Source organism: Streptomyces sp. NPDC101151 (assembly GCF_044768335.1).
GTDB lineage: Bacteria > Actinomycetota > Actinomycetes > Streptomycetales > Streptomycetaceae > Streptomyces.
In genome coordinates this window covers 14,737-37,677 of record NZ_JBIWPP010000036.1, presented here as the reverse complement: position 1 = coordinate 37,677, position 22,941 = coordinate 14,737, and the positions used below count along the sequence as shown (strand labels likewise).

General features: G+C 72.5%; 18 protein-coding genes and 2 pseudogenes. 5 read left to right on the top strand and 15 right to left on the bottom strand.

Annotation, left to right across the window (positions count from 1 at the left end; all coding sequences use genetic code 11):
- From ACIRU3_RS38745 to ACIRU3_RS38725, 5 genes and pseudogenes are all read right to left on the bottom strand, one after another.
- Positions 1–257: SemiSWEET family sugar transporter (locus tag ACIRU3_RS38745; protein ID WP_404067081.1), on the bottom strand; the 257-nt coding region annotated here is incomplete at its 3' end.
- Complete coding sequence (locus ACIRU3_RS38740) at positions 146–1,174, bottom strand: UTP--glucose-1-phosphate uridylyltransferase (RefSeq protein WP_404066994.1); 1,029 nt, start codon at positions 1,172–1,174, stop codon at positions 146–148. The genes ACIRU3_RS38740 and ACIRU3_RS38745, both read right to left, overlap by 112 nt.
- 37 nt (positions 1,175–1,211) lie before the next feature.
- Complete coding sequence (locus tag ACIRU3_RS38735) at positions 1,212–2,198, bottom strand: Gfo/Idh/MocA family protein (RefSeq protein WP_404066991.1); 987 nt, start codon at positions 2,196–2,198, stop codon at positions 1,212–1,214.
- Positions 2,195–3,547: an MGH1-like glycoside hydrolase domain-containing protein gene (locus ACIRU3_RS38730; protein ID WP_404066988.1), complete on the bottom strand. Its 1,353-nt coding sequence runs from the start codon at positions 3,545–3,547 to the stop codon at positions 2,195–2,197. The genes ACIRU3_RS38735 and ACIRU3_RS38730 overlap by 4 nt, the downstream gene beginning before the upstream one ends.
- A gap of 40 nt (positions 3,548–3,587) precedes the next feature.
- Positions 3,588–4,423: pseudogene (locus ACIRU3_RS38725) on the bottom strand (NAD-dependent epimerase/dehydratase family protein).
- On the opposite strand from ACIRU3_RS38725, the gene ACIRU3_RS38720 reads away from it, so the two are divergent.
- Positions 4,373–4,495, top strand: coding sequence for a hypothetical protein (locus ACIRU3_RS38720; RefSeq protein ID WP_404067094.1), 123 nt, complete (start codon positions 4,373–4,375; stop codon positions 4,493–4,495). The pseudogene ACIRU3_RS38725 and the gene ACIRU3_RS38720 sit on opposite strands and share 51 nt — an antisense overlap.
- Here ACIRU3_RS38720 and ACIRU3_RS38715 read toward each other — a convergent pair.
- The 3 genes from ACIRU3_RS38715 to ACIRU3_RS38705 all read right to left on the bottom strand — a co-directional run bounded on the left by ACIRU3_RS38715 (position 4,480) and on the right by ACIRU3_RS38705 (position 8,670).
- Positions 4,480–5,568: a glycosyltransferase family 4 protein gene (locus tag ACIRU3_RS38715; RefSeq protein ID WP_404066986.1), complete on the bottom strand. Its 1,089-nt coding sequence runs from the start codon at positions 5,566–5,568 to the stop codon at positions 4,480–4,482. The genes ACIRU3_RS38720 and ACIRU3_RS38715 overlap by 16 nt on opposite strands.
- 76 nt (positions 5,569–5,644) lie before the next feature.
- On the bottom strand, positions 5,645–6,808 hold the full coding sequence (locus tag ACIRU3_RS38710; protein WP_404066983.1) for a zinc-binding dehydrogenase: 1,164 nt from the start codon (positions 6,806–6,808) through the stop codon (positions 5,645–5,647).
- 1,283 nt (positions 6,809–8,091) lie between these two features.
- Complete coding sequence (locus ACIRU3_RS38705) at positions 8,092–8,670, bottom strand: hypothetical protein (protein WP_404066981.1); 579 nt, start codon at positions 8,668–8,670, stop codon at positions 8,092–8,094.
- Positions 8,671–9,097: 427 nt separating this feature from the next.
- Here ACIRU3_RS38705 and ACIRU3_RS38700 point away from each other — a divergent pair, with 427 nt between their 5' ends.
- The gene (locus ACIRU3_RS38700) at positions 9,098–9,649 is read left to right on the top strand and encodes a TIGR03086 family metal-binding protein (protein ID WP_404066979.1); all 552 of its coding nucleotides are present in this window, start codon (positions 9,098–9,100) and stop codon (positions 9,647–9,649) included.
- 130 nt (positions 9,650–9,779) lie between these two features.
- On the opposite strand, the gene ACIRU3_RS38695 is transcribed toward ACIRU3_RS38700, so the two are convergent.
- From ACIRU3_RS38695 to ACIRU3_RS38670, 6 genes are all read right to left on the bottom strand, one after another.
- The gene (locus tag ACIRU3_RS38695) at positions 9,780–10,985 is read right to left on the bottom strand and encodes an MFS transporter (protein WP_404066977.1); all 1,206 of its coding nucleotides are present in this window, start codon (positions 10,983–10,985) and stop codon (positions 9,780–9,782) included.
- 604 nt (positions 10,986–11,589) lie between these two features.
- Positions 11,590–12,876, bottom strand: coding sequence for an MFS transporter (locus tag ACIRU3_RS38690; protein ID WP_404066974.1), 1,287 nt, complete (start codon positions 12,874–12,876; stop codon positions 11,590–11,592).
- A 641-nt stretch (positions 12,877–13,517) separates the two neighbouring features.
- The gene (locus ACIRU3_RS38685; protein WP_404067078.1) at positions 13,518–14,291 is read right to left on the bottom strand and encodes an N-acyl homoserine lactonase family protein; all 774 of its coding nucleotides are present in this window, start codon (positions 14,289–14,291) and stop codon (positions 13,518–13,520) included.
- A 233-nt stretch (positions 14,292–14,524) separates the two neighbouring features.
- Positions 14,525–15,934 carry a sugar porter family MFS transporter gene (locus ACIRU3_RS38680; RefSeq protein WP_404066972.1) on the bottom strand — a complete coding sequence of 470 codons (1,410 nt, stop codon included), beginning with the start codon at positions 15,932–15,934 and terminating at the stop codon, positions 14,525–14,527.
- A 508-nt stretch (positions 15,935–16,442) separates the two neighbouring features.
- Positions 16,443–18,626, bottom strand: coding sequence for an FUSC family protein (locus tag ACIRU3_RS38675; RefSeq protein ID WP_404066969.1), 2,184 nt, complete (start codon positions 18,624–18,626; stop codon positions 16,443–16,445).
- On the bottom strand, positions 18,623–18,904 hold the full coding sequence (locus ACIRU3_RS38670) for a hypothetical protein (protein ID WP_404066966.1): 282 nt from the start codon (positions 18,902–18,904) through the stop codon (positions 18,623–18,625). The genes ACIRU3_RS38675 and ACIRU3_RS38670 overlap by 4 nt, the downstream gene beginning before the upstream one ends.
- A gap of 353 nt (positions 18,905–19,257) precedes the next feature.
- On the opposite strand from ACIRU3_RS38670, the gene ACIRU3_RS38665 reads away from it, so the two are divergent.
- Together ACIRU3_RS38665 and ACIRU3_RS38660 are read left to right on the top strand one after the other, a co-directional pair.
- Complete coding sequence (locus tag ACIRU3_RS38665; RefSeq protein WP_404066963.1) at positions 19,258–19,479, top strand: hypothetical protein; 222 nt, start codon at positions 19,258–19,260, stop codon at positions 19,477–19,479.
- A 435-nt stretch (positions 19,480–19,914) separates the two neighbouring features.
- Complete coding sequence (locus ACIRU3_RS38660) at positions 19,915–20,808, top strand: cyclase family protein (RefSeq protein ID WP_404066960.1); 894 nt, start codon at positions 19,915–19,917, stop codon at positions 20,806–20,808.
- 152 nt (positions 20,809–20,960) lie between these two features.
- Here ACIRU3_RS38660 and ACIRU3_RS38655 read toward each other — a convergent pair whose 3' ends face one another.
- The gene (locus tag ACIRU3_RS38655; RefSeq protein ID WP_404066957.1) at positions 20,961–21,314 is read right to left on the bottom strand and encodes a VOC family protein; all 354 of its coding nucleotides are present in this window, start codon (positions 21,312–21,314) and stop codon (positions 20,961–20,963) included.
- Positions 21,315–21,618: 304 nt separating this feature from the next.
- Between ACIRU3_RS38655 and ACIRU3_RS38650 the strand changes: the two are divergent.
- Positions 21,619–22,366: pseudogene (locus ACIRU3_RS38650) on the top strand (DNA alkylation repair protein); the annotation flags it as partial.
- Positions 22,367–22,941: the final 575 nt, after the last annotated feature.

Genomic DNA, 22,941 nt, shown 5'->3' with positions numbered 1-22,941 from the left:
ACGGGGCCGGCGGCCGGGGACACGGTTGCGCCTGGGCCGGTGTTCCTGCTCCCCCCGATGGTCTCCAGCCACAGCTTGAGGCCGATGACGCCCAGGGTGAGGGTGATGGTCATGCCGTTGCTGACGATGAGGGCGAGGTCGCCGATCAGGATGCCGTAGAGCAGCCACAGGCCGATGCCGGTGCTGAAGAAGGCGAGGTAGCCCCAGGAGAAGTCCCTGGTCGAGCGGGTGCGCCAGGACTTGTAGAGCTGAGGCAGCCAGCAGCCGGTGACGAGGATGCCGGCGAGGAGTCCGATGTCGATCCTATGAGTTCTTCCGTGCGGTCGGCGGTGTCACCGACGAGGAGGCGGGACTGCAGCCAGTTGTGGAGGCGGGGGCCGTTGGTGGGGTCCTCGAGGGCGAAGTCGATCGCGGCGTAGAGCATTCCGGTGGCGGTGCCGATGTCGTGGCGCTTGCCGTTGTGGACGAGCACGTGCACGGGGTGTCCCTGCCGGATGAGTTCGACGATCGCGTCGGTGAGGTCGATCTCGCCGCGGGCGCCGGGCGGGATGTGCTTGAGGGGTTCGAAGACCGCGCGGTCCAGCAGGTAGCGGCCGGCGCAGGCGAAGGTGGACGGAGCGTCCTGGGGGGCGGGCTTTCCCACCATGTCCCGCACCCGTTTGACGTGCGGATCGGCGGTGTCGGCCAGGTCGAAGACTCCGTAGGCGGACAGGGCGTGCCGGGGTGCGTCGAAGGCGCACAGCACGGTGCCCCCGTGGTGCTCCCGGACGGCGGCCATGCGGCTGAGGATGTCGTTGGGCAGGATCAGGTCGTCGGGCAGCAGTACGGCGACGGCTTCGTCCTGGCTGGTGAGGTGTTCTTCGGCGCAGGCGACGGCGTTGCCCAGGCCGAGCGGTTCGCTCTGGGTGGCGATCTCGATCTGCAGGAGGTCTTCGGTGCGCCGCATGGCGGCCACCTGTGCCCCCTTGCCCTTGTCGAAGAGCCGGCGTTCGAGGGTGAGGTTGGGCTGGAAGTGACGGGCGATCATGTCTTTGCCCGGAGCGGACACGATGATCATCCGTTTGGCGCCGGCGTGGGCGGCTTCGGCGGCGGCCAGTTCGATGGCCGGGGTGTCCAGGATCGGCAGGAGTTCCTTGGGGACGGACTTGGTGACGGGAAGCATGCGGGTGCCCATGCCGCTGCCGGGACGACGACGGTGTGGAATGCGTTGGTCATGGTGTCTCCTTTGACGGCCGGCCGGCGGCGCGGCGGGTGGTGGTGAGCCGGATGCGGTCCAGCGTGCTGGCCACGGCGATGGACTGGTCGAGCGGCACGGTGTAGGCGGGCTCGCCCCTCGCTGCCTTGGCGACGTCTGCGACCATGAGTTGATAGGCGTCGATGGCCGGGTAGGTGAGTTCTTCGGATCCCTGGGGTCCGCTGATGCGCGCTCGTGCGGGTCGGGCTCCGGGGGTGAACGCGTCGCTGTCCACACGGAATCGTCCTGCGCTTCCCCGGACGTCGAGGCGTTGGGTCATGGCGCCGGTGAACCCGACGCTGAGGTGTGCTCGGCCGGTGGGGAAGTGCAGCTCGGCCTCGGTGTGCAGGTCGGCCTCCTTGGGGGTGGTGCGGGGGGCGTCGGCGAGGACGGCGTGCGGCCGCTGCCAGGCGAAGGCGCCGAGGACGGCGCCGGCGGTGTAGCAGCCGAGGTCGAGGAGTGCTCCGCCGCCCAGGGCTTGGGAGCGCCGGTAGTTGTCCTTGCCCGGAGGGGTCCAGTCGAAGTGGGCGCCGGCGCTGTGCACGGTGCCGATCCGGTCGTGCGTGAGCAGCCGTTCCAGGTCGCGGGTCAGCGGGTGCCAGCGGTTCCAGGCCGCCTCGACCAGGAGTCGTTGGCTGCGCATCGCGGCACGGGCCATGTCGAGGCTCTGGTGTGCGGACAGGCCCAGCGGCTTCTCGCACAGAACGTGCTTGCCGGCGTCCAGGGCGTGCAGGACCCACTGGTGGTGTGCGCTGTTGTGCAGGCAGATGTAGACGATGTCGATGTCGGGGTCCTCGATGACCTGCTCGTAGGACGTGCTGACCCGGTGCGGTTCGAGGGCGGCGGCCCGGGTGGCGTCCCGGGCGGCGACGGTGTGCAGTACCGAGCCGCGTGTGCGATGTACTGCGGGGGCCAGACTGCTGCGGGCGATCGACCCGGCTCCGATGAATCCCCAGTTGGTCATGTGCGCTCCCCGGCCGGCACGGGCATGGGCAGCGGGCTGGGTTCGGGCGTGTGGGTGGCGGGGACGGCCGCGCCCGGCTCGGCGGCGATCAGGTCCAGGACGAGGGTGCTCGAGCCGAAGGACCGGGCTCCGTGCCCGGCCGCGTCGTAGGGTCCGTAGCACTCCCGGGTGCCGGAGGCGGCGACGGCGGCGATCGTGCGCTGTGCCAGGACGGCGGCGCTGCCGTGTTCGCCTCGCTCGCGCAGACCCCAGTAGAGGTACCAGTTCAGGTTGATCCAGCTGGAGCCCCGGAAGATGCCCTCGGTGGCGAAGGTCGCGTCGAAGGAGGGCTCGCCGGCCGCGACGCTGGGCACCGGGTACGGGAGCCAGAACTCGTCCGGATTCGTGAGGTGTTCGTCGATGAGGCGCCGCGCGGCGCTGTCGGGGGTGGACTCCAGGATGAGGGGGAACAGGGAGCTGATCGTGACGGTCCGCTCCCGGCGTTTGGTCACGAGGTCGATGTCGTCGAAGACGCCGCCCCCCTCCTGGTTCCAGCATTCGCGCAGCAGTGCGGCCGAGATCTGCTGTGCGCGCTGCGCGAAGCGTCCCGGGTTGTTGTGGGCCAGGTCTTCGCGTGCGGTGACCAGGCGGCCCAGGCGGATCAGTCCGTCGGCGTAGATGGTGTTGAACAGCACGTCGGCCCAGTGGAAGCGGCGCAGTTCGCCCAGCGCGGCGGTGGGCCGGCGGTCGGTGCTGTAGGCGTCGAGCAGTTCCCTCATCCGGGCGTGCCAGCTGCGCGAGACCTGCGGGTCCAGGCCGGTGCGTACGCCCAGGGCGGCGTCGTACTTCGGGCTCATGTCCAGCCCGGACTCGTCGGGCTGGTAGATGGCCAGCAGGCCGCAGGCGGTGCGGCGGGTGGCGTGCAGCCAGTCGTAGAAGCGGCAGGCCGCGGGCACAACGCGGGCGAGCCACTGTTCGTCGGGGCAGATGTCGAAGACGCGCTCGATGGCCCGGGCGAGCACGGGAGGGGCCAGGGTGACGGACTTCCAGCCCTGCCACAGTGCTATCCGGAATTCTGCGGTGGCCTGGGGGCGCAGTTCTTCCTGGCGCAGCAGCATGTGCGGCAGGAATCCGTCGTCGATGCCGTGCAGCAGGGATTCGATTTCGGCGCGGGCTCGGGGCGGGTCGATGTGGGCGAGGGCTATCGCGTGGAAGCAGCTGTCCCAGGCCCACTGGAAGGGATAGGTGGCCGGCGAGGGGCAGGTGAAGTCGTAGGAGAAGCCCGCGGTGGTGCCCCTTCGCCGGTTCTGCGTCGGCGTGGCGAGCGCGGCGTCGGCGGCGCTGTTGCGCAGCTGCAGATGGGTGGACATGTCGTTCCGTTTCTGTGGAGGGGGGAGGTCCGGGCGGGTGTCAGCCGGCTTGCTGTGCGAACTGCCAGGCGGCGGCGACCATGGCAGTCAGGTCGTTCTTCGGTTCCCAGCCCAACCGGCGGCGGGCCTTGTCCGCACAGGCCACCAGGACCGCGGGGTCTCCCGGGCGGCGGTCGTGCACCGTGAGGGGAATCGGATGCCCGGTGACCTCGCGGCAGGCCGCGATGACGTCGAGCACCGAATGCCCGTTGCCCCGGCCCAGGTTGAAGATCTGGTGGGTGCCTTCCTCGCACGCCTTCAGGGCGAGCACATGGGCGTCGGCGAGGTCGACGACGTGGATGTAGTCACGCACACAGGTGCCGTCAGGGGTCGGGTAATTGCTGCCGTACACGGGTACGCTGTCGGCCCTGCCGAGGGGGACGGCGAGGATGTTGGCGATGAGGTGGGTCTCGGGTGAGTGCCGCTCGCCCCGGCCCCGGTAGGCGCCGGCCACATTGAAGTAGCGAAGGCTGACACCGCCGAACCCGTGAAGGTCCGCACAGGAGGCGAGCGCGGTGTCGATGGCCAGTTTGGTGGCACCGTAGGGACTGACCGGGCGGGTCGGGTCCGACTCCACGATCGGCGTGCGGTCGGGGTTGCCGTAGGTGGCCGCGGTCGAGGAGAAGACGATCCGCCGTAGTGTCCGGGCTTTTCCACCGACTCCCCCGTGACGGACTTGGCCGCGAAGTGCAGGACCGCGTCGAAGGAGTGCTTCGCCAGTACCTCGGCGGCTGCCGACCGCAGCGAGCCGATGACCAGATCGGCCTGTTCCGGAACGGCGTCCGCATGGCCGGTGGAGCAGTCGTCGAGGACGACGACGCGGTGTCCGGCCTCCAGCAGACGCGCAGTGCCGACACTGCCCACGTAGCCGGCGCCGCCGGTGACCAGCACTCTCATGACGGCTCCTGACCCGGGTTGGACGCACAGGCCCCGTACAGGGCCAGGTGACGGTCGACGAAGGTGGCGGGTGCGAACATCGAGGCCCGCGAGCGAGCGGTGCCCGCACGGCGCCGGCGCGAGTGCTGCTCCGTCAGTTCGCCCACCCGGTCGGCAAACTGCTCCGGTGCCTGGCAGGCGAAGTACAGTGCGGCCTCGCCTGCGGCTTCACGGTGCGGGGGGATGTCGGAGAGGATCATCGGCAGGCCGTGCTGCAGGCCTTCGAGCACGGACATCGGCAGGCCTTCGTTGAGGCTGGCGGAGACGAAGACGTCACTGGTGCCCAGCAGGGCGTCGACCACCGAGGCCTGCCACAGGGCGCCGTACCAATCGATGTCCGAACTCACCGACAGGCGCTGGGCCGTACCGAAGGCGTCCGCCAGGGCGGGGCCGTCTCCGATGATGCGCAGCCGCACGTTGTGGCCGCGGCGCCGGGCGATGGCGAAGCCTTCGATGAGGCCCTGGTAGTTCTTGTGGGGGTTGACCGTTGCCAGCGCCACCAGCGTCAGGGCGTCGGTGCGCTCGATGCGGACCCGGCCGATGACGGGCTCGGGGACAGCGTTCTCGATGACCGTGACCGCGTGGGAGGGCAGGCGGACCTGGTCGACGCAGAAGTCACGGACCGCCTCCGACACCGCGATCACTCCCCGGCTGCGACTGGTGATCACGCGGTCCAGGAGGTTCTTCCAGGGGCTGCGCACCGGGCTGTAGTCGCTGTGGTAGGTGACGAACACCGCGGGATTTCCGCGCAGGGCCCAGCGCACGGCCGGGTGCACACGGCCCTCGGCGAGGTGCAGATGGATGATTCCCCCGCGGGTCAGGCGCCGCAGCTTCGCCAGTCTCGTGGCCCGGCTGCCGGCCAGCACATGGAGCCAAACACCCTGGTGCAGCTCGGTGACCATCGCGCTCAGGCCGGCGGGTTCCAGCACGACGACCCGTACCCGGCGCCCACGCGCCGCCATCTCATTGGCCAGCAGGAGCACGACCCGTTCCAGGCCGCCCACGGTAAAGCGCCGTACGATCAAAAATATTTCAGGCTCGTCCATTTCCGTCCCTCATGCCCTGGGTGATGGAGCCGGCGTTTGGCCGTTCGCCGTTCGCCCGCACGGAAATTTCAGGCGCTCATGCCGGAGTTGCCGCCTGGCACCTGCTGGTGGTCGAGAACTTCTCGAGGGACGCGGCCTCGAAGCGGTCGGCGGAGCGGGCGCGGACGATCTGTGCCCGGCCGGTGCTGCTGCCGGCGAGCATGCACGTCTTCATCGAATGGACCGCACCGTAGCGCTCGAAGGTGTCGATGACGGCCTCTTCGTCCTGGAGCTCGACGATCTCGCTGAACAGCGGGGACGCGTCGATGAGTCCACTGGCCATGTACCGGAGCGCGATCTCCAGGATGCGGGCCGAGCGGGCCATCGGAAGCGCGTCGACGTCGAAGGGGGCAGCGCGCAGCGTCAGGCCCTTGGCGAGGATGGCCCACGTGCTGATCCGCTGGGGTATGGCGCTGGCACCGTAGATCACATAGGTGCCGGCCGGCCGCAGCAGGCCCATCGCCATCTCCCGCACGTCCGGCCCGGTGCCGGGCGACTCGATGTGGGGAAGGGCGTCGAAGACGTAGTCCACGACATCGCCGTGCCCGCGGGCGGCCATCTCCATGAGCTCTTCTGCCTGACCGACCGGGTCGAACACCTGGCCGGCGCCGTGACGGGCGGCGATGCGCAGACGGTCCGCATTCCGGTCGAGGACCATCACGTCGGCGCCCATGGCCTTGTGCAGAACCTGCAGGGCGAGAATGGCGCTGGGTCCGCTTCCCAGCACGGCGCACCGGTCCCCGGGGCGGGGAGGATTGAGGAGCAGGGACCGCAGCACCGAGGTGAGCGGCTCCACGGCGGTGGCCAGCTCCGAGGGCAGGTGCCCGGGAAGGACGATGGCGGCCGCCTGGTCCGCGTCCGTGAAACCGCGGGCGGTGAAGTACCCCGTCTCCTCGGTCTGCCCCGGAAGGATCGGGCGGATGGCGCGGTACTCCGCCATCCCGCCGAAGTCTGTCTGCCCCCAGTAGGACATCCGGTCGCCCACCCGCACCCTGCCCTTCAGGCGGGACCCGATCTCGACGACCCGCCCCACGTATTCGTGTCCAGGTGTCAGCGGCCAGAGCGGGGACGAAAGATGTCCCCGGTAATAGGAGACGTCCGTCGAACAGATGGACACCGCTTCCGTCTGGAGCAGGACTTCGTCTGCTCCGCACGAAGGCTCTGCAGACTTTCCGAGATAAAGGGAACCAGGCTGCGCCATCGCGTATGCATACACGAGCTGATTACTCCCGTCGTGAAACCCGACGATCATCGGGGGTGATACCGCCGCGGGGAACATCGAGACTCTTCGTTCCTTGCGGCTTGTGTTCCGCTGTCCGTCTCAGCATCGGCGGCCCGGGCGGTGCGTGAGAGCATCCGTTCGGGCCTCTGAAAGGGGGGTGGCCGTTGTCGGCCGTTCGGGGGACAGAGCCGGACCGCATCGGAGGAATGCCGGCGAGGATTTCGCCCGCCGGGCCTGAAAAGGACGCCGTCGCGTAGCGCCGAGCCGCCGGCGGCAAGCGCACGTACGCGGCGGTGGCCGCGGGCCCGGGGCCACCGGGGACGCCGCGCACACGGGGTCCGCACGGGACACCGCCCGGCAACGCCCGCGCACCGCCGGGGGGCGGGACCGGCCGGACTCCGCGCACCGCCCGGGGGGGGCGGGACCGGCCGGACTCCGCGCACCGCCCGGGGGGGGCGGGACCGGCCGGACTCCGCGCACCGCCCGGGGGGGGCGGGACCGGCCGGACTCCGCGCACCGCCCGGGGGGCGGGACCGGCTGTCTTCGGCTGATGCGCCGAGCCGGTACCGGCGGACCCACAAGGATCCTTGGCCCGCAGGCCCCGGCTCGCGTCGGCCGTGGCCGTGCCGGTGGCCCCGGCGGCCGGTCCGGCCTCGCCGCCCGAGGCGGCTTCCGCCCCCGGTGCCGGCCGTCGGCGGCGTGCCGCAAGTGCTGTGGGCCCGCGCCGTGCCGGCCGCCGCATCGCGCGGGACCAGGCCGGATCGGGTGAACAGCGGCGCAGGCCAGCCGGGCTCCGGCGCCCTCTGCGCGCGCGGCACTTCGACGCGCCGGGCGGCCGGCGTCGCGTGCGGTGGAGCCCTGCTGAACGCGTGCGCGGATGGTGGGGCGGTGACGTACTGCTGCCCCCGTCGTCTCCGTCCCGCGGGCTTCACGGGCACGGCGGTACGGGACGGCGTCGTTGATCGGGACGGCGTCGTCGGGCGGTGGGCGCCGTCAACGACGGCGGCCGCAGCTGCGGCTGCAGGGCGGCTGCGGGGCGGCTGCGGCTGGGTGGCTCGTCGGACGGTCGGGATGCCGGCCCCTGCTCTCGCGCGCCGGCATCGCCGTGCCGCCGGCGGTCGCGGCTTGCGGTGCGCGGGCGTCGTCCTGGGCGCCGGCGGGAGGGTGACGGTCGCGGCCGTGCTCATGTTCATGGCCTGCCGTGCCATTCTTCCCGGCCTGCTGTGACGGCCGGCGGCCGGGCCGAGCGGGCGTCCCCGGTCTTACGGCCGCTGCAGCACCCCGGCCCGGCGCAGCTCGTCCAGGAGCCCGCGGGTGTAGACGTCGTGTTCGTTCGCCGACCCCGCAAAGGGGGTGTGGCATGTCAGCTGCAGTACGAGGCGGCTGCCGGGCCGCACACTGGTGTTCAAGATGGTGCACTGTATGTGCCCGAGCATCACGGTGACCGCCTCCACCTGCTGGTCGCGAGCGTGCGCAAAAGCTCTGGAGATGCTGTTCCTGATGCCGTCGCACAGTTCCGGGCTCTCGCCGAGGACAGCCAGGAATCCTTCGAAGGGCCAGCTCCTGCTCATCGCCGGCTGTCCCTTGTCGTACACCGTGACGGTGGTTCTGGCCTGGTTCAGCAGCATGCTGCGCAGCATCTCGACGATGGGCCGTGTGGTCTCCCTCTCGCCCCGGTCGCCGTGGTCGTCGGGATTCTCGTAGATCTGCCCGAGCCAGTCGTCCCAGTTGGGAGAGCCCGGGGAATCACCCAGGTAGCGGCTCTTCATCCAGCTGTGTGCGGCTGCCGATTCCAGCCATTCGACGGAGTCGGTACGCCGGGCTTGCAGGTACTCACTCAATCTCGTGCCGGCAACGAACTGAAGGAAACCGGTCTCGGTCGCAGAATATGCCCCGTTCCTGCAGCATTTCAGGAAGTCGGCCAAATAGGAGTCGTCCCGCTCGTCCCATGAAAAGGTTTCTTGCATCGTATTGCTCCTTTCTCGGGGGTGTGCCGCCGCCAGGTTAAGTTCGGCTCTCTTGCGGCCCAACGCGTGCCGGGGCAAACAAAGGGGCATCGCTGTGCCCGGCTTCCCTCATGGCGTGTCGGGTCCCGCGCCCGCTCCCCCTGGGCGCCCCTCTGCCCGGACCCCGCACGGCGCACCGTTTGCCACCGCGTTGCCCGGCCTATGATTTTTTTCCGGCGCGGCCGCACAGGGTGACGCGGTCCGCGGTCGATCAGCGAAAGCCCGGCAGCACCCCATCGATGGCGGGCGGAAAGGGGGTCGAGTGGGATCGTCGGTCACGGACCTCTACGCGCGCATCGCCTCGCACTTCGGTGATCTGATCGGGGCCTGTCCGCCGGACAGGTGGGAGCGTCCCTCGCCGTGCGCCGGTTGGAGCGCCTGGGATGTCGCAGCTCATGTGATTTCGAATCATCGGCGAGCCCTTGCCGGGCTGGAGGGCACACGCTTTTCCGCGCCCGCCAGGGGCGAGGACCTGCTCCGGGCCTGGAACGCCGCGTCCACGGCGGTCGGGGCCGCCCTGTGCGACCCGGTGAGGGCACGGGCGGTGCTGGGGGAAGAGTTCGGTTCCCTCTCGTTCGAGGAGTTCGTGAAGCGGATGGCGTGCGCCGACACCCTGATTCACACCTGGGATCTGGCGCGGGCAACGGGGCAGGACGAGGCCTTGGACGCCGAAGCCGTGGCCCTGGCCACGGTGATGCTGCTGCCCGAGGACGCAGACATCCGCTCGCCGCGGGCTTTCGGCGCCAAAATCGCCTCTGTAGCCGGTGCGGACGCCCAGACCGGATTGCTGAATTTCCTCGGGCGGCGCGTCTAGCCGTCGGCGCCTGCCTCGTGCGGGCCGCGCGGGCGCAGCCGCGCGGCCTCGCGCGGGTGCCGCGGCTTCAACCGGTCTTGTCCCTGCCGGCCTTCGCCGCCCGGTGTCCTGGCGGGGCGGGACGGACCGGTCATGGCTGCGCGTGCTGCCCCGGTGGGCGGGGCGGGCGTCCGCGGGCGGCCAGGTAGGCCGGCACGGCCACGGCGGCGCCCATGTACAGCAGCGCCGGGTAGCCCAGGGCGTGCACGACCTGCCCGCCGACGGCGCCGGCCAGGGACAGGCCGACGAACAGCGCGCTGTTGTTCCACGACAGCATCCCGCTCGCCCGCTCGGGGAACATGTCGACCAGGTGGCGCTGCTGGGCGGGGAAGAAGGCGTAGGCGGCCAGCGCGAAGAGTCCCAGGGTCGGGGCCAGGGCCCAGGTGAGGGGAAAGACCAGGGCCACGGCGGCCTCCAGCACGGCCATCAGCGGCAGGGCGGTCCGTGTCACCCGTAGCGCACCGGCCCGGTCGGCGAACCGGCCGCCCGTCTGGCCGCCGATGACCGCTCCGACCCCGTAGACCACGAGCAGCCACGACACGGTGTCCGCCCGGCCGTCGGAGTGCAGCGCGAGGGCCAGGAAGGTGTACAGGCTGTAGACGGAGAAGGCCCACAAGGTGGTGACGGCGACGGCGGACACCGCGATGCCGGTGCCGGTGCGCGGGCCGTTGACCGGTGTCGTCGAGGAGGCGGTGCCCGCGGTGTCCGCCCCGCGGCGCCAGACGAAGGCATGCGGGAAGGCCAGCACGAACGTGCCCGCGGCGAGGATGACGAAGGCGGCCTGCCAGCCCACCTGCCGGCTCAGCAGCGCCCCGGCGGGGGCGCCCACCCATAACGCGGTCAAAAGGCCCGACCCCACGACGGCCAGGACCTGGGCCCGTGCCTTGGGCCGGGCGCGGGTACTGACCAGTGTGTAGACGGTGGGGCCGGTGGCGGCGGCCGCGACGCCGGCCACCACGCGGGTCACCAGCAGCAGGCCGAAGTGTGGTGCCAGAGCGGTTGCGACGTTGGCCGCGGAGAACAGCACCAGTGCCCCCACCAGGACCCTGGCGCGGTCCCTGCGGTCGCAGAGCCAGCCGGCGAAGGGCGATGCCACCACGTAGGCGAGGGAGAAGGCGGTGACCAGCAGGCCGGTACTGGTGGTGGCGACGTCGAGTGAGGCGGCGATGTCGGGAAGCAGCGGTGCCACCACGAACAGGTCGGTGCCCACCAGGAACTGGGTCACCCAGGCCAGGGCGACGAGCCGGGCCGAGAGGCGGACCGTCTCCTCGGCCTGCTCGCTGCTCGTGGATTCCATGATCTGAAGCTAGACCGGCCGTCATGGCGCCGCCACCGGCCCTGTGGTGGGGTGTGAGGGCTGCCGGGCGCCCTGGCCGGTGGCCCGGGCGCCACGTGCACGACCTTGACGATGACCAGGGTCGCGGCGATCAGCAGACAGGTGCGCGGCGCCCGTGCGGCGCCCGTGTGCCGGTCGTGTGGCCGGTCGTGTGGCCGGTGTGCGCTCGCCTGGTCGTCGAGCCGGAGGGTGCCCGGTGCGCCGTGGATGTCGCCGGTGCGGGCGTCGTCCGTCACCGCCGGGCGCGGGGCCGTGGGGGCTGTCGCCGTGGCCGGGGCGGTCATGGTGTCTCTCCCAATCCCCCGGGTGCCGGGGAGGTGCCGGGGACACGCAGCAGCCATCCCCCCTTTCTTTCCGTTCCTTTGTGCACCGGTGCTCCGGTGCACCTGACGGACCGGGCCGGGCGGTGTGTCCCCGCCGGCCGTGCCGGGTGGAGGGTCTGCGCACGGTGGCGGGGCGCGGTGGGTCCGCGCCCGGGGGTGGTTACCGTGTGCCGCAGGAGGGTGACGGCAGGCGGGCGGGGGGCCGGCGGTGGTCCGGTCTGCGGCATGGCGTTGCTGTCGCCTCATTCCTGACGGTGGTGCGGCCCGGCAGCGGTTGCGTCCGGGGCCGTGGTCTGCGGTGCCGCCTCGCGCGCGCCTGGGGGGTGTCGGGGCTGCAGGGGTGTGAGGGATGTACGGCGCAAGAACAGCGTCATCCAGGCCGCGGCGGCGCCGGTGAGTGCGGTGGCCAGCGGGGCCGGCGGGCCGGCGGTGAGGCTGGCCAGTGCGGTGCCGGCGGCCTGGCCCAGCCCGAGGCAGGCGATCATCCAGGCCGCAGCTGTGCCGAGGGTGCCGCGTGGCGCCAGGTCGTCGAGGCTGGAGAAGACGCTGATCAGCAGGGGGGCGAGGAAGAGTCCGGGCAGGACCACCACGGCTATGGCGGCCGCCGGGCCCGGCCGGAGCAGCAGCGGCAGGAAGCCGATCAGCAGACCGAGGGCGGTGGCGCGCAGATGTGCGGGAGGGGCGCCGGGCCAGCGGAGCCGGCCGTACAGGAGTCCGCCGATGAGGCTGCCGGCGGCCAGCGCGGTGGGCATGAGGGTGGTCAGGGCGGGGACGCTGTGGTGCTCGGCGAAGGCCAGGGCGACGACGTTGAGGGCGCCCAGGGCGGCTCCGGCGAACAGCAGAGCGGCGGCCAGGGTCCGGGGGCCGCAGCAGCGCAGGGGGGCCAGCACGCCGGTGCGGATCGAGGGAGCGGGCTGCCAGCGGCGCGCGGGGCGGGCGGTGGCGAAGGCGACGGTGCCCGCCACGGCGAGCAGGGCGACGGCGGCCAGGATCGCGGGCGGGCCGGCTGCCGTGCCGATGGCGAGGACCAGCAGGGGGCCGACGATGAAGACGACTTCCTGGGCCGAGGCATCCAGGCTCAGAGCCGCCCTCAGCTGCGCCGGGGAGCCGGTCACTTCGGGCCACAGCACGCGCAGGGCCGCTTCCAGGGGCGGGGTGGTCAGACCGGCTGCCACGGTCAGGATCATCGCCGCGGCCGGATACCGTGCGATGGGCACGGCGGCCAGGGCCAGGAAGGCGGCCGTCGATCCCAGCCCCGTGACCACCAGGGGCACCGTCTGTCCGCGGCGGTCCAGGACGCCTCCCCACCAGGGCTGTCCCACCGCGGCGCTGACGCCGTATGCGGCGGCCAGCAGGCCGGCCTGGCTGACGCTGCCGCCGCCCGCGCGGACGGCGATGAGCAGGGCCAGGGGGGCCATGGCCACCGGAAGGTGCCCCAGGGTCGCGCCGGCCAGCAGGCGCAGGACGTGCGCGGAGGTCAGCAGGCGTCGGTAGCTGGAGTCGGCGGGCAGGTCCAGGACGGTGCTCATCACGGCCGGCTCCTTGGGTGAATGGCGATTCGGGGCGGATACGCCGGGACCAAGGGTCCGACCGATGGGCGTAGCCGGCGGCCGGCCGGGCCGGCTGCCCGGGCGAGGTGCAGTGGCGCCCGGCAGACGTGCCGGGCCCGCCGGTTCCTTTTTCGTGGGCCCTTTCAGCCCGCCCCCCTTTTTTGTGTGTGTGGCTGACGTGTCCGGGTCGGTGAGGCGGCGCATGTCCGGCTCCAGCCTCCCGCGCCGGTCTGCGGCCGGCTGTCGTCCGCCCGGAGGGTCTGCCGGAGGAACGCTCCCGCCCCCGCCGAAGGACACACCCCCGTCGCGCCGGACGGCGACGGCGGCGGGCGGACACCGCCGGCCGGCGGCGCCCCTCCCCGTTTGCGGGGCTGTGAAGAACGGACCCGGCGGGCCGGCGTGCTCCGGCCGATCGGTGAGGGGGTGGCGCGGCCCCGCGGCGGCCCTGCGGCGGTCTCGCCGGCCGCGGTGCCGGGCCCCCACGCCCCCCGCCCCCGCCCCATCCCCGCTGTGGCCTGGGGCCGGCAGGCCGACAGGCCGGTTGGCCGACAGGCCGGTTGGCCGACAGGCCGGTTGGCCGACAGGCCGGTTGGCCGGTGTGCCCGTGGCCGGCCGGCGGGTCAGTCCCAGATGTCGCCGTCGCGTGGCAGGGCGGCGAAGTGCTGGGGGTCGTGGGACAGGAAGACGGGGACGCCGATGCGGCCCAGGGCGCGCAGGTGTCCGTAGGACAGCAGTTTCTTCTGGATGTTCCAGTCGCTGAGCATGGGCACGTCGTGCTCGAGGCCCTCTTGCAGGTGGGCGGCATCGCCCATGAGGCCGATCCGGCCGCGGTTGCTCAGGTTGAGCAGGACGCCCTGGTGGCCGGGTGTGTGACCGGTGGTGCGCAGCACGGTGACCGTGCCGTCCAGGAACAGGTCGCTGTCGCCGGCCAGTTCGAGGAAGTCGTAGCCGCGGCAGTGCCGGTAGTCGTTGAACGCGTATCCGCGGGCGGTCCAGCGGTCGGGCCACCAGGCATGACGCAGTTCATCGTGCTGGACGACGTGTACCGCGTGCGGGAAGTAGCTCATCCCGCCGGCGTGGTCGAGGTGCAGGTGGGAGTAGATCACGTATCTGACGTCGTCCGGGCGGTGTCCGAGGCGGTGGAGCTGCGCGTCGATGGCGTGCTCCCGGGTGAACCCCTGGGCGCCGTAGGCGCTTCGCAGGCCGGGGCCCCAGTACGCTTCGGCGGCTTCGGGGTCGGCCACGCGGTGGTTGACGCCCGTGTCGAACAGGATCAGCCCATGCACGGCGTGTTCGATGACGGCCACCGTCGACGGCACGGTGATCGTGCCCTGGGCGCCGTGCAGGAGAGCGGCCTTGGGCATGGTGAACGGTCCCGCGTCCACGACGGTCACACGCAAGGTGGCATGACGGCTGGTTACCTGTGGGTCCGTTCGGCATCGGTGGTCGTGAGCTCGTGGTCAACAGCCCACACAGTGACCGGCCGGACGGCTCGATGGGGGTATTGGGCCGCTCGCGGCATTTCGCGCATGCGCCGGGGCGGGTGGGGCTGCGGGGTGAGCCGGCCCGCGGTGTGAGGGGGGTGCTGCGTGCCGTCCCGAAGACGCAGGGGGCGGGCCGGTGCCTGTCACGTCCGCCGGGCGGGTGTCTGCTCGGGGCTGCCGGGCAGCGGGGGTGAGGCGTACAGCTGCTCCATGTCCTCCAGCTCCACGCTCTTGGTCTCCCGTACGTGCCTGGCCACGAAGAGGAACGACAGGAGCGCGAACGCCGTGTAGATCCCGTAGGCGACGCCGAGTCCGACGGCGGCGAGGGTGGGGAAGGACACGGTGATCAGCCAGTTGGCGGCCCACTGGGCGCCGGCCGCGAGGGCCAGGGCCAGGGCGCGGATGCGGTTGGGGAACATCTCGCCCAGCAGCACCCACACCACCGGGCCCCAGGAGACGCCGAACCCGAAGACGTACAGGTTCGCCGCGATCAGTGCCAGCATCGCCGCGCCGCCGCTCAGATGCGGCCGGCCGTCCACCAGCGCGGCGCTCGAGAAGACCGTGGCCATCACCGCCATGGTCACTGCCATGAGCGCCGACCCGGCCAGCAGGAGTTTCTTGCGTCCGAACCGGTCCACCGTGCGGATGGCGACGACGGTGGCGCCGATGTTGATGGCCGCGCCGATGACGGAGATCAGCAGGGCGTCGTCCGCGGAGAACCCGACCGCCTGCCACAGTGTCGACGAGTAGTAGAAGATCACGTTGATGCCGACGAACTGCTGGAACACCGACAGGAGAATGCCCACCCAGACGATGGGCATCAGCCCCAGGGCGGGGCCCCGCAGGCTGCTCCAGGACACCGGCCTGGTGTCGAGCGTGCGGCGGATCTCCTGCAGGCGCAGCGGAGCCTGTGCGGGGCCGACGAACCGCTCCAGGACAGCGGCTGCCTCGGCGAGGCGGCCCCGGGCGACGAGGTAGCGCGGCGACTCGGGGATGCGCACCACCATCAGCAGGTAGAGCGCGCCGGGCAGGGCTGCGCTCATCAGCATCCAGCGCCAGGCCTGAAGGCCTGCCAGGGAGGCCTCGGCGCCGCCCGCGGCCGAGGCGAACAGGAAGTCGCCCAGCATGGCCGCGAAGATGCCCAGGACAATGGCCATCTGCTGGAGCGAGCCGAGCCGTCCTCGCACGGCGGCCGGGGATATCTCGGCGATGTAGGCGGGGGCGAGCACGGACGCCAGGCCGATGGCGACGCCGCCTGCGACGCGCCAGGCCGACAGGGCAGTGAGCGTCGGCGCGAATCCGGTGCCCAGGGCGGTCACGACGAACAGAGCCGCGGCGATCACCATGGACCGTACCCGTCCGATCCTCTCGGCCAGCCGGCCCGCGAGCATGGCTCCGATCGCGGAGCCGATCAGCGCGGCGGACACGGCCAGGCCGGTGGCCAGCGCGCTGGTGTGGAAATGGCTCCGGATGGCCTCGACCCCGCCGTTGATGACGGCGGTGTCGAAACCGAAGAGGAAGCCTCCCACCGCGGCCGCCAGAGCGGCAGCCACGGCGCGCCGGTTGCGGGCGGGTCGCTGACGGGCGGGTCGCTGAGGGGTGTTCGAGTCAAGATCTCCGTGAACAGAACGGGACATCTCAACCTCCTGTCCGGCTGAAGCACCCGGCAGTTCCTGGAGTGGACGGGTGTGCTGGATCCTTTCTAAGCACCCGGCGGGTCGGCCGAGCAGGGCCGATGGGGGGATGGGGCGGTGGACGCGCCGCGGACAGCACCGCCCGGCCACCGGCCGGCCGGTGGGCGGTGGCCGGTGGCCGGTGGCCGGCCGGTGGGCGGTGGCCGGCCGGTGGGCGGTGGGCGGTGGCCGGGTCCCGTGCCGGCCGCCGACCGCGCGGCATGTGGCCGTGGCGCGTGGCCGTCGCGCGGCGCGTGCCTGTTGTGTGAAGCCGCCTGGTCCGGTGCCGGGTGTGGTGCGGGCGGCGGGAAGGTGCTGTGGCCGGGTGTGCGCGGCGTGGTGCGGTGGCGGCGGGCTGCCCCGGGCGGGGGGTGGCCTGGTCTTCTCGTCAGGGTCCGGGCTCTTTGCGTGGTTCGGTGGCCGGCTGCGGGCCGGTGCGGGCCCGGTGGATGGCGGCGGCGATCGCGCCGAGGAGTTCGATGACGGGTTCGTCCTCGCGGATCAGGACACGGGTGCGGGTGTCGCCGGTGCGCTGGGCGGCCAGTTCGCTGTGGCGTCGGGTGTGGAGTTCGGCGAGGTAGAGGGTCATCGCGTCGAGGGCGCCGTCGAGGGCGTCCGTGTGCGCGGCCATCTCGTCGGCCTGCGTGCAGGCGAGTGCCGGTGCTGCGTGGCCGGTGTAGGGGGCGAGCGCGGGGATGCGTGCGGTGTGTGCGGTGCGGTGCGTGGTCAGGGCGGCGATCAGCGGGACAAGGGCGGTCAGGGCGCCGACGGTTGTATCGGCCCGGTCGAGGGCGGCCCGGTCGTGGCCGGGCTCGCGGTGGGCATGGTGTGCGGTGGTGCGGGCCTGGGTGAGGGCTTTTTCCGCCGCGGTGCGGGCGTGGTGCAGCTCGCCCTGGGGGGTGGGGCGGGTGAGGGAGTCGAGGACGGTGTCCAGGTAGGCGGCGGTGGCCTGCCGGGCGTGGGCGGTCCGGGCGGCGAGGTGGGGGTGTTCCCAACTGGGCCACAGCAGGCGGCTGCCGAGCAGGGCCGCGGTCGTGCCGAGCAGGGTCATGGCGATGCGGATGAGGGCGTCGGACCAGTCGCCGGGGTGGGACACGTCGCCGAGCAGCAGCACGACGGGGGTGCCGAAGACGACCCAGAAGGCGTAGTTGACCGGCCGCAGGGTGAATCCCGCCGTGATGATCGCGAACAGGATGAGGCAGATCGCGGCCGGCTGGTTGACGGCGGCGATGAGCAGGGCTGCGCATGTGCCGCCGACGAGGTTGCCGATGACGCGTTGGGCGACGCGTTCGCGGGTGGCGGCGTACTGGGGGCGCAGCACCCGCAGCACGGCCAGCGTCGCCCACTCGCCGTGCGGCAGCGCGGTGGTCTGGGTGAGGGTGAAGACCGCGGCGCTGACCGTGGTGGCGCGCAGGGCGTGGCGGAAGGTGCTGGAGGCGGGGGTCCAGGCGGCGCGCAGGCGGGCCAGGTCCAGGTGGGCTGCCTGGGCGACAGGCGGCGACAGCCGGGTCGCGGCGAGGCGGGCAAGGCCGCGGGCGTCGGCGCGGGCGGCATCGGTGGTGGCGGTGATGCGGGCCAGCAGGCGGCGTTGCCGGGCGGCGCGTGCCGTGTCGGCGTAGGTGTGGGCGCCGGCCGCGGTCTGGGCGCGCATCCGGTCGCAGGCGCTCTCCAGCAGGGCCATGGAGGTGTCCGGCGTGTGGTCGGTGCTCGCGGGCCGGCGGCGGGTGAGGCGGTCGGCGAGCCGGCACAGCTGCTGCCCGGCGTGGGTGGTGGCCGTGGTGTAGGGCGTGGTGACGGCGGCGGGTGGCGGGCCGGTCGCGGCCAGGGCGGCGGTGAGGTCGGCGAGGGCGGCGGCGTGGCGCACGAGCGGGTCGCTCAGGTCGGCGAGGTGCTCGTCGCCTCGCGGGCCGCGCAGTTCGCGGGTGGTGTCCTCGGCCCTGCGCAGCGCGCGTGCGGTGTGCGGGTGGGCGATGTCGGCCGGAAAGGCGGCGAGGATGCTCAGGGTGCGGCCGATGACACGGTAGGGCTGCGCGATGGAGCCGAGCACGTCCCGCAGCCGGGCGGGAGGGGTCAGCACGGCGGTGGCGGTGGCGTACCACAGGCCCCCGAGCAGGACCAGCAGGGCCGCGTGCCGTAGGCCGGCTTGTGTGCCGATGCCCTGGCCCGCGGCGACCAGCAGCGCGGTGGCCGGCATCGTGCCGAGCCGCTCCAGCGTCGGGTGGATGGCGGCGCCCATCGCGGCGAGAAAGACCAGGACGGCGAGGAGGACCAGGGCCCAGGCGAACACCGTGGCCGTCCAGGCACCGGCCCAGAACGCGGCGGCGTCGGCCACGGCGGCGACCAGCAGTCCCCGGGTGCGCGGCCGGCGGGCGCCTCCCTTGTTGGTGAACGCTGCCACGTAGGCGCCCAGCGCCGCCAGCGCTCCCGCCTGCGGATCGCCCGCGGCGATGCCGGCCAGCAGCGGCACGCTGATCGCGACCCCGTTGCCCAGCCCGGCCATGACAGCCGGCCGGCTGTCCGGTGCGGGGGCGAACAGCCCGGCCATGCCCCGGCGCGGGACGTGCCGGGTCACTCTCGCTGCAAGCGGCTCATCAGCACCGCCTCAGGTGGTCGACGTTCCCGTGCGGCCGCCGGTCCCGCGGCCCGTCCGGGCCATGCATTGCCGGCGCCCGGCCCACCGCACCCGGCCGGCACCACACCGACGGGCACCACGCCGGACTCCGGCGGCAGCTCGCCGGACTCCGGGGGCGCCGCGTCGTGCTCCGGCGGCGCCGGGGACCGGCCGCCGTCCGCCGCGTACTCGACCGGGATCCAGTCCCCGTCCGCCAAGGACGGGCTCTGGGTCTTCATACCGTGATGGTCCCCCACACCGGGCAATGCGGCCTGCTGCGGCATCGCACACCGGCCGGAACAAGAGGGGGACGGTCGCGGCGCAGATCTCGCAGCAGCCGGCGGCGGCGCCGGGCGGCGAGCCCCCCCTTGCCCGGTCCCCGACACCCGGCCCGGGCGGCCCGGGCGGACCGGGCGGGGGTGCCCGGTGGACGAACCGGTCTCCTCTCGGCGCCCTCGATGCGCCTACAGCGGGCCCCACCACACGCTCCCCCGGTCGGCTGACCGCCCGGGCACCACAGCGCATCAAGACTGTGAGCAGTCCATCGACGGGCTCCATAAAGCCCACCGGCTACCCGAGAAGGATCGAAATCATGGCGGCTCACTACGCTCCCGCCCACGGCCGAGACGGTTTTACGATTCAGCAGATAGCCGACCGGTTCGAGGTCTACGACCGCAGCGGAGAGTTCGTCGGGGAATATCTCGTCCTGGCCTCGGCGGAAAAGAAGGTGGCCGTACTCACGGAGCGGGCCGAACGAGCCGCCCGGAACAGGAAATGGCCCGCCTCCGGTCATGGAGACCCGCGCTGGGACTGACCGGCAAAAGAAGACACCGGCGCGCACAGAGCAGTGATGACGCGCCGGCACACGAACCGCACAAGGCCGGCATCCGGGGTGCCTGCGGCCGCTTTCCACACCGAACGGAGCGCGCCCTCGCAGCCCCGCCGTACGCCCCGGGCCCCTGTGCTCCACCCGCCGAGCCGATGCCCGCCAGGGCCGGTGACGGCGCCGCGCGGCGGGCGCCACCGGCCCCAGGCGGGGTGCCGTGTCTGCGCAGCGCCCCTCGTCGACGGTGTGTCATCGCGGGCAGCGTAAGGGCCCGGGTCACCATGTGGGCGGGCCTTTGGAGCGCCGAGCCGGACGCGACGCTGAAGAGATCGGCACGGTCGGTGCCGGTCTTGGTCCGTGAGGGCCGCAGTACTCGTGCGCGTGCCCGGGACAGACCAAAGCGAGCGGCAAAGGATGATGCCGGTGGACGAGGACGAGGTCACCGCGCTTTTCGAGCGATGCTCCAACCGGGGCCGGTGGGGTGCGGACGACGAACTCGGAACGCTGAACTACATCACCGAGGACAAACGCCGCCGCGCCGCCGCTTTGGTCCGCACCGGGAGATCGGTGTCCCTGGCCCGGGACCTGTCGACGGTGCAGAGCCCCGTCAATCCGCAGCCGGTGCTGCACCTGATGACCCACGACCCGCACCGGCCGGCGACCGCCGCGCTGGACTACCTCGGCCTGCACGTGCACGGGCTGGCCACCCACATCGACGCGGTCGCCCACATCCACTGGGAAGGAGCCTGCTACAACGGCCGCGACATCGAAGAGATCCTCACACCGCAGGGGCTGGCTTTCGGCTCCGTCCACGCCCAGCGCGGGGGAATCTTCACCCGCGGAGTTCTCCTGGACATCGCGCAGGCACGCGAGGTGGAATGGCTCGCCCGCGGTGACGTCGTCACCACCGCCGACCTCGACAGGGCGCAGGCACGCCAGGACGTCAGGGTCGAGAGCGGGGACGCGGTCTTGGTCCGTGTGGGCCTGCAGGCCCGTGAAGCCGTCGAAGGGCCGCAGAAACTGGCCGACCGGGCGGGACTGGACGTGGGCTGCGTGACGTGGCTGCATCACCACGAGGCCGCGCTCTACGGCGGCGACTGCATCGAGGCACTGCCCTCACCACACCCCCGCCTCCCGCTCCCGCTGCACCAGATCGGCCTCGCGGCCATGGGACTGACCCTCCTGGACTGGCCGCTGGTGGAACAGCTCTCCCAGATCTGCCGCGAACTGGGAACGTGGGAGTTCCTGATCGTCATCGCCCCCCTGCCGCTGCCCGGCGGCACAGGCTCTCCCGTCAACCCGCTGTGCCTGTTCTGAACCAGCCGACGCAACACCCCCCAGCCGGCCCCCACCGGGCACCTCACCGGGCACCCACAGACCAGAGCGGGCCGCGCGGCCCGCTCTGGCCACGCCCGACACCCCGGCAACCGGCCGGCCACCCACACGTCACCCCCTGCCTGACAGCACGGTCAGGCAGGCTGCCACAGCTCGATGCGGTTGCCCTCGGGATCGGTGACCCAGCCGAACCGGCCGACACCCTCCATGTCCTGCGTTTCCTCGGCCACGTCCGCTTTCCGGGCGCGCAACTGCGCAAGCATCGCATCCAGGTCACGGACACGGAAGTTGAGCATGCTCTGCTGGGCGCGGGAACCGAAGTAGCCGGTGTCGGACTCGAACGCCGCGAACACCGTCGCCCCGGCCTCCTGACGCCACAGGCCCTGCTCATCGGCGTCCAGGCCCAGGCAATCGCGATACCACGCACCCAGGGCCCCCGGGTCAGCAGAGCGCAGGAAGTAACCGCCGATCCCCAGCACACGTTCCATGCCGCCATCCTGCCAGGACGGCGACCGGACGGGCCACCACCACGCCATCCACCACCCACTCCCCCACCGCCTGTTGCCCCGCCGCCCGCTGCCCCACCGGCGGCGGCTGCCGCCGGGCCGCGTGTCCGGCAGGGGGCCCGGCGTCCACCGCAGGGTGCGGACCGGGCGGGCCACCACCACGCCATCCACCGCCCGCTGCCCCACCGCCTGTTGCCCCACCGCCTGTTGCCCCACCGGCGGCGGCTGCCGCCGGGCCGAACGTCCGGCAGGGGGCCCGGCGTCCGCCGCAGGGTGCATCCGGCACGTGAGGGACACAAGGCCGTCCCGGCCGCGTCGTCGGCCGGAACGACGTCGTCCCGGCCGACGACGCGGCCGGGACGACGGCCGCCGATCCGGCGGCCGGGCCGGCCGGGCCCGAGGACCCCAGGACCCCAGGACACGCGGGGTCAACGAGAAACACGGCGACGATCACGGTGTGAACCCCGGCAGGCTGCGTGCGCTCGCCCAGCGGCTGAAGACGCAGCAGGAACTGGCGGGCCGGCTCCGGCAGACGGACGACACCGCGGCGAGACGGCCGGCGATCCTGCTCTGCCCCCTCCCCACGGGCGTTCCAGCGCAACGAGCGGGACGAGCGGGACGTCATGGTGCGCAAGGCGCACACGCCCAAGGTGCACGACTGGCGCGTGAACCAGGCGGTGAAGAAGAACCCGCACCGCAAAAAGCTGCGCCTGGCCCGGCGGGCCGATCCGGATCCGGTGCTCGCGAGTGCCGGCTGGGCGCCGACCGCCGAACGCGTGACGCAACAACCCGAAGGCCTCGACCTCCCCGGGCTCCTCGACGCCGTCGAAACACAGAGGAAAGACACCCCCGATCGCCTGCAGCGGGCGATGAACCACTGCCTCGCCCAGATCGGGACCGAGCACACCGGGCACCGCGTGCGTGCACCGGGCATCGGTGAACGCCTTCAGCTGCCCAAGGCCTACCCGACGTCCCCGGGCTGCACCTCGCCGTTCACGCCCGCCCGGATCACGCAGACGGTGCACCGGCAGCAGGACAAGCCATGTGGCCCGAGCGGCGGCAGCTCGGTCGCCCGAGCGGCGGCAGCTCGGTGGCCCGAGCGGCGGCAGCTCGTCATCTGCCGGGCACGGGGACGGCCCGGCGGCCGGCGCCGGGCCGGTGGCCGGCGCCGGGCCGGTGGCCGGCGCCGGGCCGGTGGTGGCAGCCGTGACCGGCGCGCGGTGCCCCGGGCGCCGGTGCGTGCGCAGGGCGGCCGGGACGGCCTCCTGAACGACGCCGGCACCCCGCAGAGGTTGCCTCTGCGGGGTGCCGGCTCCTTCTTCAGCCATCAGCCCTGCGTGCCGCCCTGGGTGTTGCCGTTCCCGCCACCCTGCGTGCCGCCCTGGGTGTTCCCGTTCCCGCCGCCCTGCGTACCGCCCTGGGTGTTCCCGTTCCCACCGCCCTGCGTACCGCCCTGGGTGTTCCCGTTCCCACCGCCCTGCGTACCGCCCTGGGTGTTCCCGTTCCCACCGCCCTGCGTACCGCCCTGGGTGTTCCCGTTCCCGCCACCCTGCGTACCGCCCTGGGTGTTCCCGTTCCCGCCACCCTGCGTACCGCCCTGGGTGTTCGC

Coding starts and splice junctions, on each gene's coding strand:
- ACIRU3_RS38665 (WP_404066963.1), top strand. CDS start 19,258: ATGGCGGCTCACTACGCTCCCGCCCACGGCCGAGACGGTTTTACGATT.
- ACIRU3_RS38690 (WP_404066974.1), bottom strand. CDS start 12,876: ATGAGCACCGTCCTGGACCTGCCCGCCGACTCCAGCTACCGACGCCTG.
- ACIRU3_RS38710 (WP_404066983.1), bottom strand. CDS start 6,808: ATGGCGCAGCCTGGTTCCCTTTATCTCGGAAAGTCTGCAGAGCCTTCG.
- ACIRU3_RS38670 (WP_404066966.1), bottom strand. CDS start 18,904: ATGAAGACCCAGAGCCCGTCCTTGGCGGACGGGGACTGGATCCCGGTC.
- ACIRU3_RS38730 (WP_404066988.1), bottom strand. CDS start 3,547: ATGTCCACCCATCTGCAGCTGCGCAACAGCGCCGCCGACGCCGCGCTC.
- ACIRU3_RS38740 (WP_404066994.1), bottom strand. CDS start 1,174: ATGGGCACCCGCATGCTTCCCGTCACCAAGTCCGTCCCCAAGGAACTC.
- ACIRU3_RS38715 (WP_404066986.1), bottom strand. CDS start 5,568: ATGGACGAGCCTGAAATATTTTTGATCGTACGGCGCTTTACCGTGGGC.
- ACIRU3_RS38720 (WP_404067094.1), top strand. CDS start 4,373: ATGGCCGGTGGAGCAGTCGTCGAGGACGACGACGCGGTGTCCGGCCTC.
- ACIRU3_RS38655 (WP_404066957.1), bottom strand. CDS start 21,314: ATGGAACGTGTGCTGGGGATCGGCGGTTACTTCCTGCGCTCTGCTGAC.
- ACIRU3_RS38695 (WP_404066977.1), bottom strand. CDS start 10,985: ATGGAATCCACGAGCAGCGAGCAGGCCGAGGAGACGGTCCGCCTCTCG.
- ACIRU3_RS38735 (WP_404066991.1), bottom strand. CDS start 2,198: ATGACCAACTGGGGATTCATCGGAGCCGGGTCGATCGCCCGCAGCAGT.